Below are 11972 nucleotides of genomic sequence, written 5' to 3'. Positions count from 1 at the left end.
TTACGATCAGAAGTTTTCTAAACAGCGCCGGTGACAGCGCTGTGTCAGTTTGACGCACGAGACACTTTGCGCAGTGGCGCAGCGAAGATTTTTTAGGCAGGCGCCGGCTCCGCCGCGCCGGGCCACGTCATGTCACTTTATTCCCCGCGCGACGGCAAAAATGATCGCGTCCAGATTATTGCGCGACGCGCCCGGTTGCCTTTAGCTTTGCCGGACAAGAACAAGCTCTCAGGGGGAAACATGAAAGCCGCTCTTCGCAGGCGCACGCGCCATGCCGCGTCAGCCCTGGTCGCAACGTCGCTGGCTGGCCTCGCCAGTTTCGCGGCTCATGCCGAGATCGTCGTCACCGCCAATGACGGCAAGATGGTGCTGGAGAACGGCAATGCCGTGGTGCGCAAGCAGCCGCTGCCGGATACGGTCAGCGTGATCGACCTTACCGACGGCGTGCTGAAGCTTCTCGGCGAGGTACCCGCACCCGCCAGCGTGGTCGGCCCGCCGCCAAGCGTCGCGATCGCGCCGGATGGTTCGTTTGCGCTGGTGACGGGCGCGATGAAGCTCGATCCGGCGGACGCGACCAAGACGGTGCCCGACGACAAGCTCTCCGTCATCGACCTGAAATCCTCACCGCCAAAAGTGCTCGCGACGCTTCAGGCCGGCGCCGGTGCGGCCGGCGTCTCGATCAACCGCGCAGGCACCCTGGCGCTGGTTGCGAACCGCAGCGAAGGCACGGTCTCGGTCTTCACCATCAGCGGCAACGCGCTGACGCCGGCCGGCAAGATCCAGCTCGGCGACGCCAAGTCGGGCCCGAGCCACGCCGTGTTCTCGCGTGATGGCGCGACCGCCCTGGTCACCCGCGACGGCGACAGCAAGGTCTCGCTTCTCACCGTGGACGGCAGCAAGGTCGAGTACGCCAAGCGCGATCTCTCCGCGGGCGTGCGTCCCTACGACATCGACCTCACCGGCGGCGCCGCGGCCGTCGTCGGCAATGTCGGCGCCGGTAGCGGCGACAACGACACGATCAGCCTGATCGACATGACGGCCAAGCCAATCCGGGTCGTCACGACGGTCACGGTCGGGCAGACGCCCGAGGCGGTAAAGATGTCGCCGGACGGCAGCCATGTCGCTGTCACCGTCATGAACGGCTCGAACAAGCCGCCGGCCTCGCCCTTCTTCAACGATTTCGGCCTGCTCAACCGGATCTCGGGCACCGACCTCACGCCGGTTGCGGAAGCCAAGATCGGCCATTGGTGCCAGGGCATGGTGTGGTCCAAGGACTCCAAACATGTCGTGGCGCAGTGCATGGTGGAGAACGAGCTGATCGCCTTCTCGTTCGACGGCAAGGCGCTGACCAAGACGTCGACGCTCAAGCTGCAGGTGAGCCCCGCGGGCATTCGCACCGCGGAGCCGTAAGGCGGCGCGCGGCGCAGGCCTGCTGCGCCGCCCGGCCTATTCGGTGCGGATCGGCGCGTCCTTCAGGCCGTTGTTGTCATAGGCCCTGCGCAGCGTGCCGTTCGTGGTTGCATCCGTCATGAACCTCGTGACGAACGCCAAAGCCTGGTTGTGGCCGAGCGGGACCGCGACGGCCGTCACGGTCTTCTTGAAGGTCTCGTCCAGCACGCGCGTGCCCGGAATCTGCTGCGCCATCTTGTTGAGCTGATCGCGTGACAGCGCGAAGGCGTCGATCTCGCCGGATTTCAGGAGACCGAAGATTTCATCATAGGTCTGATAGCCCGTAACCTTCGCGTTCTTCAGATGCGCGACGGCGCCGCGCATCGTGGTCGTGGCGTTGACCGCGGCGACCTTGATGCCCGCCTGGTCGAGCGTGGCGAAGTTGGTGACGCTAGAACCCGGCTTGACGATGTAGGTGGCGTCGGCGACCTCGTAGATCGGGCCGAACATCATTTTCGTTTCGCGCTCCGGATCCTTCGGGAGCCAGGTGACGTCCCACGTGCCCTTGCCCGCCGCGTCGGTGATCTGCCCGGAATTCTGGTGCACGACATATTCGACAGGCACGCCGAGCTGCGCGGCCATCTCCTTGCCGAGATCGACCGGCACGCCGGCATAGCCGGCTTCGGTCTTGGTCGACCAGAACGCACCGCCCGCGGGGCTGATCGCGATCGCGACCCGCAGCTTGCCGGTCGGCGCGATCTCGTCCTTCACGCCATCGGCTAGCGCGGGCATGGCAACCGCCGCGAGAACGAGGCCTGCAAGGGCCGATTGGAGGAAGGTCGGCATGTCATGTTCTCCTCACCTTTTCTTCTTTTGTACTTCTTTTCTTGCACGTCGATTCGTCCGGACCGCTTCGCACGCCCTCACACGGACCTTGCCACAATTCTGGTCGATCGTGCGCGCGGTGAAAAGCGGTTTGTCATGAGAAATCTGTCAAAGGCCACAGCGCCGGTTGCGGCGCAAGGCCGGCGACCGCCATGGCTATGGTGTTCCACGGAAGGGCATTTGTTGGTAGCCTGCCACACCGACAGACAATCATCGGGGGCCACCGAATGACCTCAGCGAATCCCGCTTCTTCCGCACGACACAACGAAGCGTGGAGACATATCGGGCGGGCCTTGGCCGCCACCGCGGCCGTACTCGCGTTGGCGGGCTGCGAGGACAAGAACACGTTTGTAGCCCCGCCGCCGCCCAAGGTGGACGTGGCAACGCCGGTGCAGCGCCCGGTGACGCGCTATGTCGAAGCCACCGGCAATACCGCGCCGATCAAGAGCGTCGATCTCGTCGCGCGCGTGCAGGGCTTCCTGCAATCGATCGACTACCAGGACGGCAGCTTCGTCAAGCAGGGCACCCAGCTGTTCACGATCGAGCCCGAGACCTACAAGCTCAAGGTCGAGCAGGCGAAGGCCGCCGAGGTCGGCGCGCAGGCCACGCTCAAGCAGGCCGAAGCCGATTTCAAGCGGCAGGTCGAGCTGGTGCAGCGCCAGGCGGTCTCGCAGTCCACGCTCGACACTTCGACATCCGCCCGCGACAACGCTCAGGCCAGTCTGCAGCAGGCCGAGGTCAATACCAGGCTCGCCGAGGTCAATTACGGCTACACCAGGGTGACGGCGCCATTCGACGGCGTCGTCAGCGCGCACCTGGTCTCGGTCGGCGAGCTCGTCGGCTTCTCATCCCCGACCCAGCTCGCAACCATCGTTGCGATGGACCCGATCTGGGTGAACTTCACGGTCAACGAGCAGGACGTCCTTCGCATCCGCGCCGAAGCGGCCCGCCGCGGGCTGACCGTCGCCGACCTCAAGCAGTTCCCGATCTATGTGGGCCTCCAGACCGAGACCGGCTATCCGCATGAAGGCCATCTCGACTACGTCTCGCCGACCCTCAATACGTCGACGGGGACGCTCGCGGTGCGCGGCGTCGTGCCCAACGACAAGCGGGTGTTGCTGCCCGGCTATTTCGTCCGGGTCCGGGTGCCCTTCGATCAGGACAAGAACGCCCTGCTCGTCCCCGACACCGCACTCGGCAGCGACCAGGGCGGCCGCTATCTCCTCGTGGTCAACGGCGACAACGTCGTCGAGCAGCGCAAGGTGCAGATCGGCCCAACCGACAACGGCCTGCGCGTGATCGAAAGCGGGCTGAAGCCGGACGACCGCGTGGTGATCGCGGGACTCTTGCGCGTGATCCCGGGCCAGAAGATCGACCCGCAGGTGACGAAGATCGACCAGCCGCAGGCGTCGGCCAAGTAAGGGGTCGCCAGCCATGATCTCAAAATTCTTCATCGAGCGGCCGGTCCTTTCGAACGTCATCGCGCTTCTGATGATCCTGATCGGCGGCGTTGCGCTGTTCAACCTCGCGATCGCGCAATATCCGGACGTGGTGCCGCCGACGGTGCAGGTGACGACGCGCTATCCCGGCGCCAGCGCCAAGACCGTGATCGACACGGTTGCCTTGCCGATCGAACAACAGGTCAACGGCGTCGAGGACATGCTCTACATGCAGTCCTACAGCGGCTCCGACGGCACCTATACGCTGACCGTGACCTTCAAGATCGGCACCGACCTCAACTTCGCGCAGGTGCTGGTGCAGAACCGCGTCTCCAGCGCGCTGTCGCAACTGCCGCAGGCGGTGCAGAACCAGGGCGTCACCGTGCAGAAGCGGTCGACCTCGATCCTCCTGTTCGTGACGCTGACCTCGCCGGACAAGACCTTCGACAGCCTTTACTTGAGCAACTACGCCACCATCAACATCCGCGACGAGCTCTCGCGCCTGCCCGGCGTCGGCAACGTGACGGTGTTCGGCGCCGGCCAGTATTCGATGCGGGTCTGGCTCGATCCGAACAAGCTGCAGGTGCGCGGTCTCGTGCCGCAGGACGTCATCAACGCGATCCAGCAGCAGAGCCAGCAGGTCTCCGCTGGTCAGGTCGGCGCGCCGCCGACGCCGCCGGGACAAGCGTTCCAGTACACGCTCAACGTCAACGGCCGGCTCGACGACGCCACCCAGTTCGAGAACATCATCGTCAAGTCAGGCACCAGCGGCGACGTCACGCGGGTGCGCGACGTCGGCTGGGTCGAGCTCGGCGCGCAGACCTACAGCCAGATCTTCTCGCTCAACAAGCAGCCCGCCACCGGCATCGGCGTGTTCCAGTCGCCCGGCGCCAATGCGCTCGAGGTCGAGCAAGCCGTCGAGAAGAAGATGGCCGAGCTCGCCAAAGCCTTCCCGCAAGGGATGAAGTACGACACGCCGTTCGACACCACGAAATTCGTGCAGGCTTCGGTGCACGAGGTCTACATGACCCTGATCGAGGCCGGCCTCCTGGTGCTGGTCGTGATCCTGGTGTTCCTGCAGGACTGGCGCGCGATGCTGGTGCCGGCGACCACGGTGCCCGTCACCATCATCGGCGCCTTCGCGGCGATGGCGGCGCTCAACTTCACCATCAACATGTCGACGCTCTTCGCGATCGTGCTCGCGATCGGCATCGTGGTCGACGACGCCATCGTCGTGGTGGAAGGCGCGGCGCACAACATCGAACAGGGCATGAACGGCCACGACGCCGCGATCAGGGCGATGGACCAGCTGTTCGCGCCGATCGTCGGCATCACGCTGGTGCTGATCTCGGTGTTCCTGCCGGCCTCGTTCCTCGCCGGCCTCACGGGGCGCATCTATTCGCAATTCGCGCTGGTGATCGCGGCGACCGCGCTGCTCTCCGCCATCAACGCGGCGACGCTGAAGCCGACGCAATGCGCGCTATGGCTGCGGCCGGCAGTGCCGCCGGAGCAGCGCAACTTCTTCTATCGCGGCTTCAACAACGTCTATAACCGCGTCGAGCGCGGCTACACCCGGCTGATCACCTTCCTGGTCAAGCACGCCACCGCGTCGGTCGCGTTCGCGCTGGTGGTGATCGGGCTCAGCGGCTACGGCCTGTCGCGGGTGCCGACCGGCTTCCTGCCGATCGAGGACCAGGGCTATCTGATCGCCGCCGTGCAGCTGCCCGACGGCGCCTCGCTGGAGCGGACCCAGAAGGTGCTCGACAAGGCCGCCGACATCATCAGGGACACGCCCGGCGTCCAGCAGGTCATCACCATCGCCGGCATCTCCGCGCTCGACAACAGCGCCAGCCTTGCCAATGCCGGCGTTGCCTACGTCATCCTGAAGGACTGGGGGGCACGCGGCAAAGGCGAGGATCTGCGCTCGCTGGTCTACGGTCTCAACGACAGGGTCGCCACCATCATGGAGGCGCGCACGCTGGTGCTGCCGCCACCGCCGATCCAAGGCATCGGCAACGCCGCCGGCTTCTCGATGCAGATTGAGCTTCGCGACGGTAACAGCGATTTCGCCAAGCTCCAGGCCATCACCGGCGCGATGGTCAGCAACGGCCAGAGCCAGAGCGCGCTGCAGCGCGTGCAGTCCTCGTTCCGCTCGTCGGTGCCGCAGTTCAACGTCGAGATCGACCGCATCAAGACCCAGACGCTGCACGTCACCACCGACCAGGTGTTCGCGGCGCTGTCGACCTATCTCGGCTCGTCCTATGTCAACCAGTTCAACAAGTTCGGCCGCGTGTTCCAGGTCTATACACAGGCCGATCCCGCCTTCCGCGTCACCGAGCGCGACATCGCCAACATGCAGGTGCGCAACTCCAACGGCGACATGATCCCGATCGGCACCGTCGCCACGATCACGCCGGCCACCGGCCCGTCGCTGATCAGCCTCTACAATCTCTATCCGTCCTCGACCGTGATCGGCCTGCCGGCGCAGGGCTATTCGTCCGGCCAGTCGCTCAAGCTGATGGAGGAGATCGCGGAGAAGACGCTGCCGCCGGGCACCGGCTATGAATGGACCGCGATGTCCTATCAGGAGAAGGCGGTCTCCAACCAGATCTACTGGGTGTTCGGCCTTGCCATGCTGCTGGTCTATCTCGTGCTCGCCGGCCAGTACGAGAGCTGGTACGCGCCGATCTCGGTGATTCTGGCGGTGCCGCTGTCGCTGCTCGGGCCGATGCTGATCCTCTCCGCGCTCAAGATCGACAACAACCTCTATTGCCAGATCGGCCTGATCCTGCTCATCGCGCTGTCGGCCAAGAACGCCATCCTGATCGTCGAGGTCGGGCTCGAGCTGCACAACCGCGACGGCAAGCCGGTCCTGGAGTCGGCGATCGAGGCGGCCCGCGCCCGCTTCCGCCCGATCCTGATGACGTCGTTCGCCTTCATCCTCGGCGTGGTGCCACTGGTGATCGCCACCGGCGCCGGCGCCAGCGCGCGCAAGTCGATCGGCATCACGGTGTTCTCGGGCATGCTGGCCTCGACCTGCCTCGCGGTGCTGTTCGTGCCGGCGTTCTTCGTGGTGGTGCAGCGGTTCGAGAACTGGCGCGCGTCGAAGAAGACGCCGAAGCCGCAGGCCGCGGCGGAGGTGAAGTCTTAAGCCTTCTCCGACGGTGCCTGCCTTGCTTCGCCGCTCGACACCAGCAGCACCGAGACTTTCGACTGCCGGAGCACGGCGTCGGCGACGCCGCCGAAGGAGAGATGATCGGCCTGGATGCGGTCGACGCCCATGACGACGAGATCGACGTCGGTGGTGTCGATCTCGCGCAGGATCGCAGCTTCAGGTGCCCGGTTCACGCGCAGCGTCGTGGTGATGTCGACGTCGTAGCGGGCGGCGAGATCGCTGGTGTCCTTGAGGATGCCGGTTTCCTGGCTGAGCCCGCGGGAGGCGCCGCGCTGCGCGCCCTTGTCCCGCGTCGTCGCGACATAGATCACGCGGAGCGAGCCTGAGCCGGCCTGCGTCAGTGCGACCGCGACCTCGGCGCCGCGCTTGGCGACGCCGCTGCCCGAGACCGGAACGAGGATGTTGAGTGCATCGGGCATCGGCTGCTTCAGATGCTTGCCCTTGGCCGCCGCGATCGCCAGCGGTCCTTCGAACTTCGCGGCGATGTCCTCGATCTTGCGGCCGAAGCGGTCCTTGGAAGTAGCGACCTTGTCGATGCCGACGATGAGGAGATCAAAGCCCTTGCGCGCCTCGTCCGCAATGGTCTCGCCGAGCTCCGCGCGCCTGGCACGCGTGACGACGTCGACGCTGCCGGCATCGCCATCGCCACTGGCCGAGACGGCTTCTGCGGCCTTCTTCACCACGGCCTCGTGACTCTCCTCCTCGTCGCGGATCTTCTCCTGCTCACCGGCGCGCCTGCCGATGTGCAGCACGGTGATCGGCAGGCCGCGCATGCCGGCGATCAGGCCAGCGATGTGCGCAGCGAAGGTGGCGTTGACGCTCTCGTCCACGGCAAGCAAGGGACGTTCGAGATTGGCGACGAAGCCGCGCTTCTCGAATTCCTCGCGCTCGAGGCGCTCCTTCTCCTCCCTGTTCATCGGCAGCTTCGCCAGCGCCGCGCGCAGCATCGGCGGCATCGCCATGGTCGTCACGATCGCCATGGTCACGATCATCGTGAACAGGTTCTGGCTGAGCACGCCGATGGAGAGGCCGATGGTGGCGATGATGACCTCGGTCGAGCCGCGCGCGTTCATCCCGCTCGCGAGCGCCAGCGACTCCCGATAGTTCAGCCCGCCCACGGTGCCGCCGACAAAGGCGCCGCCGAACTTGCCGACGCTGGCGATCACGACGAGGAGGCCGGTGAGCAGCAGGAGATGGGGATCGCGCAACACCGAGAGATCGGCGGCAAGGCCCGCAAGGCCGAAGAACACCGGCATGAAGAAGCTCGAGATCAGCCCGCGCAGGCGATCATCGATCTGCCGGGTCAGGATCGGGGACTCGCCGACCAGGATGCCGGCGACGAAGGCGCCAAGCACCGTGTGCACGCCGATCAGATGCGTGATCAGCGCCATCGTGCCCATCAGCAGCAGGATGACGGTGATGACCGGCGCGGTGCTGACGAGGTTGTCGTTGGCCCACCGGATCAGCTGGAACACCAGCCGGCGGCCGATGGTGAAGCTGACCGCGAGGAAGGCGAGCGTACCGAGCACGGCTTTCGCCACCGAGGCGATATCGAGCGTGCCATGCGAGGCCAGGCTGAAGATGACGGCTATGATGATCCAGCCGATGGTGTCGTCGATGACGGCGGTCGCGACGATGATCTGGCCGACATCGCGGCGCATGAAGTTCATCTCGCGCACGACCACCGCGACGATCTTCACGGAGGAAATCGACAGCGCCGTGCCCATGAACAGCGAGGCGACGAGGCGCTGCTCGGGGTTCGGCAGCAGCGCATCAGGCAGGAACTCGCCGAGCGCGAAACCGCAGGCGAAGGGCACGAGGATGCCGGCGATCGAGATCGCGATCGCGGCGCTGCCGACCTTCCTCACCAGCTTGAGGTCGGTCTCCATCCCCGTGAGCAACAGCAGCAGCAGAATCCCGAACTGGGCGATGCCGTCGATCATCGCCTTCTGCTCGGGGGTCTTCGGGAAGATCGCGGCTTGCGCCTCCGGCCAGATCCAGCCGAACAGCGACGGACCCAGGATGATGCCGGCAAGCAATTCGCCGATCACCGAGGGCTGGCCGATCCGCTGCATGAGCTCGCCGAGACTGCGCCCGACCGCGATCAGCAGCACGATCTGCGCCACCAGCAGGAATTCGGACGGGCCGGCCGGTTTGCCGCCCGCGGCACCGGCCGCAATGGTGGTGAGGACGAGCGCCGCGGGGGCAAGGCCGACCGGTCGGAGCAGGCTCCACTGCATGCAGATGTCTTTTCCCCGTTTGCCAGCCCGGCAGGTGCCGTGGCCACGGAGATAGAACCCGTGGGAGGTGGAGCGGGTTCCCCTTCTCGCGCGGCGTTTCCAGGGGCGGAAACAAAAAGTGCGAAAACAACCCCATGCACAGTAGAGATGGCGTTGAACAGGCTGGAGAATTTCGGTATTGCCGAAATCTCTTGCGCCGTCGGGCAAAACACCGGCATAATGGCATGATGGATGGCATGCGCGATGGGTCGCCATATCCCGCGGCCCACCGTATCCCCCGTCATTGCGAGCGCAGCGAAGCAATCCAGAGTCCCTCCTCTGGAAGGTTCTGGATTGCTTCGTCGCTACGCTCCTCGCAATGACGAGTGGAGACAGCCGCGCAACTCTCCGTCATTCCGGGCTCGCGCTTACGCGCGCCCGGAATGACGGAGTCCTCACGCCGCCTGCGGCGACCTGATCTCGCGCGGCAGGATGATCGCTGCGGCAATCGCGAGCAGGCAGAGGCCGGCGAACGCGTGCAGCATGGTGACGAAGCCGCCCTGCTCGTAGAGCCAGGCGACGAGGCCGACGGAGGCGCCTGCGGCCGTGAAGCCGACGAAGTAGCGCACAGCGTAGGCGCGCGAGCGCCACTCTTCGGTGGTGTATTTGCCGACCATGGCATCGTTGACCGTGACCTGGCCGAACGCGCCCATGACGATGCCGATCGAGACCACGATCAGCGGCAGATTGTTCAGGCTCGCGGCGAGATACAGGAACGGCGCCAGCATGAAGGACAGCGGCAGCGCCACCGTCTTCAGCGAGTAACGGTCGAGCAGCCGGCCGATCGTGTACTGCGTCATCGCGCCGAACACATAGACGCAGGCCGCGATGACGCCGAGCAGCGCCGGGCTCTTGGTGAGATCCGCGAGCCGCTCCGCGAACAGCTTTGGCAGCGCGACGGTGACGGCATTGAACGTCGTCGAGATCGCGATCACCACGATCAAGAGCGACAGCACCACGCGCCACATGTCCTGCTTTGCCACCCGCGCCTGCGCCGCGGCCTGCTTCGAACCCTTGCGGTCCTCGTGCACCACCAGCATCGCAAAGGCGATGCCGATCAGGATGGTGACGGCGCCGGGAATGATGAAAGCTGATCGCCAGCCGAGATACTGGCCGATCACGCCGGTGACCAGCGCCGAGGAGGCAACGCCGAGATTGCCCCAGACGCCGTTGATGCCCATCTCGCGGCCGAGCCGGTCGGCGTAGGACACGATCATGGCGGTGCCGACGGGATGGTAGATCGAGGCGAAAATGCCGATCGCGAGCAGCGCCGCGCCGAGCTGCGCCGGGGTCTGCACGAAGCCGACCGAGATCATGGAGGCGCCAATGCCGACGAAGAAGATCAGCATCATGTGGCGGCGGCTCCAGCGGTCCCCGAGCCAGCCGGTGAGCAGAGAGCCGGCGCCGAACGCGACGAAGCCAGGCGTCGCGTAGGGAAGCAGTTCCGAATAGGCCATGCCGAGCGCCGGCCCCATGATGATCACGGCGGCGGCGAAAATGAGCATCGAATAATGGTCGATGAAATGGCCTGCGTTGACGAAACTGATGACCCTGCTGGGGCTGTTCATTCGGAATCCTCTCCTGCTCCGAAATGAGTTATATGTCCTTGGCATGACGGGATGCTGCCAATGACTGTCTTGGAAACGCCAATCTTGGAAACGCCAATCCTGAGGGAGGTCCAGAGCAACCATCGCTCGCCGGCGGGCGTGCATCTGGTCGCGCGCGACTATCCCAAGGGCATGCGGATCGATCTGCACATGCACCGCGAGGCGCAGCTGATCTATGCGGCCAAGGGCACGATGCAGGTGACGACGCCCGGGGGACGCTGGCTGGTGCCGCCGGACCGCGCCGTCTGGGTGCCGGCGGGGCTCGAGCACGCCATCGACCTGCTCGCCGACATCGAGATGCGCACGCTGTATTTCGACCTCGCCTGGCTGAAGCGCGAAAAGCGCTACGCGGGTCTGACCCGGGAATTCGTGGTGCGGGTATCGCCGCTGCTCAACCAGGCGATCCTGGCGCTGTTCGACGCGCGCAACACCGAGGAGCGCACCGGGCTGCTGGTGCGCCTCGTCATGCTGGAATTGCACCAGGCCGAGGATTCCGCAACCTTCGTGCCGCTGCCGCACGAGCCGCGCTGCCGCCGCGCCGCGATGATCGTGCTCGACGATCCCACTGGGCTACACGACATCGACACGCTGGCGCGCGAGGTTGGAACCTCCGCGCGCACGCTGTCGCGGCTGTTTTCGAGCGAGACGCAATTGAGCTTCAAGAGCTGGTGCCAGCGCGCCAGGATTGCGGCGGCGATCCAGCGGATATCGACGGATGCGAGCGTATCGGTGAAGCAGCTCGCGACCCAGCTCGGCTATGCCAGCGTGCCGGCATTCTCGGCGGCGTTCCGCCAGGTGACGGGACGGACTCCGACGGAGTTTGCGGGGAAGGGGTAGCGCCAACCCCCGTCATTGCGAGCGCAGCGAAGCAATCCAGAATCTTTCCCGGGCGGCGGTCTGGATTGCTTCGTCGCAAGGGCTCCTCGCAATGACGGGGAGAGAGCGCTGGTATATCCCCAGAGCCGTAGGGTGGGCAAAGCGAAGCGTGCCCCACCGAGTCTCGCGGCCATCGAAAGGTGGTGGGCACGGCGCAAGTGCGCCTTTGCCCACCCTACGGCAGCGGTTGAACCGATAGACCGCAGCCTACGAGATCCCGCCCTCACCCGGCATGCCAGCCTTCTCGAAGCGCACGGCCCGACTAAAGATGCCGCATTCCCCTGCTTGATTGTGATCGGCTTCCACCTAAATCCCGTGTAAG

7 protein-coding genes are annotated in these 11972 nt (G+C 65.4%); 4 read left to right on the top strand and 3 right to left on the bottom strand.

Features of this window, described 5'->3' with window-relative positions; all coding sequences use genetic code 11:
* Positions 1–240: 240 nt before the first annotated feature.
* Positions 241–1410, top strand: coding sequence for a YncE family protein (locus tag AAFG16_RS11175; RefSeq protein WP_342739141.1), 1170 nt, complete (start codon positions 241–243; stop codon positions 1408–1410).
* 36 nt (positions 1411–1446) lie between these two features.
* On the opposite strand, the gene AAFG16_RS11170 is transcribed toward AAFG16_RS11175, so the two are convergent.
* The gene (locus tag AAFG16_RS11170) at positions 1447–2235 is read right to left on the bottom strand and encodes an ABC transporter substrate-binding protein (protein WP_342739140.1); all 789 of its coding nucleotides are present in this window, start codon (positions 2233–2235) and stop codon (positions 1447–1449) included.
* Between the two features lie 266 nt (positions 2236–2501).
* On the opposite strand from AAFG16_RS11170, the gene AAFG16_RS11165 reads away from it, so the two are divergent.
* Positions 2502–3695: an efflux RND transporter periplasmic adaptor subunit gene (locus AAFG16_RS11165; RefSeq protein ID WP_342739139.1), complete on the top strand. Its 1194-nt coding sequence runs from the start codon at positions 2502–2504 to the stop codon at positions 3693–3695.
* A gap of 13 nt (positions 3696–3708) precedes the next feature.
* Complete coding sequence (locus tag AAFG16_RS11160) at positions 3709–6864, top strand: multidrug efflux RND transporter permease subunit (RefSeq protein ID WP_342739138.1); 3156 nt, start codon at positions 3709–3711, stop codon at positions 6862–6864.
* Here the strand turns inward: AAFG16_RS11160 and AAFG16_RS11155 are convergent.
* Positions 6861–9128 carry a cation:proton antiporter gene (locus tag AAFG16_RS11155; protein ID WP_342739137.1) on the bottom strand — a complete coding sequence of 756 codons (2268 nt, stop codon included), beginning with the start codon at positions 9126–9128 and terminating at the stop codon, positions 6861–6863. The two genes, AAFG16_RS11160 and AAFG16_RS11155, sit on opposite strands and share 4 nt — an antisense overlap.
* Before the next feature lie 434 nt (positions 9129–9562).
* Complete coding sequence (locus AAFG16_RS11150) at positions 9563–10735, bottom strand: MFS transporter (protein WP_342739136.1); 1173 nt, start codon at positions 10733–10735, stop codon at positions 9563–9565.
* Between the two features lie 51 nt (positions 10736–10786).
* On the opposite strand from AAFG16_RS11150, the gene AAFG16_RS11145 reads away from it, so the two are divergent.
* Positions 10787–11611 carry a helix-turn-helix transcriptional regulator gene (locus AAFG16_RS11145; protein WP_342739135.1) on the top strand — a complete coding sequence of 275 codons (825 nt, stop codon included), beginning with the start codon at positions 10787–10789 and terminating at the stop codon, positions 11609–11611.
* Positions 11612–11972 lie beyond the last annotated feature (361 nt).

It is taken from the genome of Bradyrhizobium sp. B117, assembly GCF_038969555.1.
GTDB lineage: Bacteria > Pseudomonadota > Alphaproteobacteria > Rhizobiales > Xanthobacteraceae > Bradyrhizobium.
This window is presented reverse-complemented; position numbering and strand designations above follow the sequence as displayed.

What these genes read in the sequence shown, in the direction of transcription:
- AAFG16_RS11175 (WP_342739141.1), top strand. Translation starts at nt 241, where the DNA reads ATGAAAGCCGCTCTTCGCAGGCGCACGCGCCATGCCGCGTCAGCCCTG.
- AAFG16_RS11170 (WP_342739140.1), bottom strand. Translation starts at nt 2,235, where the DNA reads ATGCCGACCTTCCTCCAATCGGCCCTTGCAGGCCTCGTTCTCGCGGCG.
- AAFG16_RS11165 (WP_342739139.1), top strand. Translation starts at nt 2,502, where the DNA reads ATGACCTCAGCGAATCCCGCTTCTTCCGCACGACACAACGAAGCGTGG.
- AAFG16_RS11160 (WP_342739138.1), top strand. Translation starts at nt 3,709, where the DNA reads ATGATCTCAAAATTCTTCATCGAGCGGCCGGTCCTTTCGAACGTCATC.
- AAFG16_RS11155 (WP_342739137.1), bottom strand. Translation starts at nt 9,128, where the DNA reads ATGCAGTGGAGCCTGCTCCGACCGGTCGGCCTTGCCCCCGCGGCGCTC.
- AAFG16_RS11150 (WP_342739136.1), bottom strand. Translation starts at nt 10,735, where the DNA reads ATGAACAGCCCCAGCAGGGTCATCAGTTTCGTCAACGCAGGCCATTTC.
- AAFG16_RS11145 (WP_342739135.1), top strand. Translation starts at nt 10,787, where the DNA reads ATGCTGCCAATGACTGTCTTGGAAACGCCAATCTTGGAAACGCCAATC.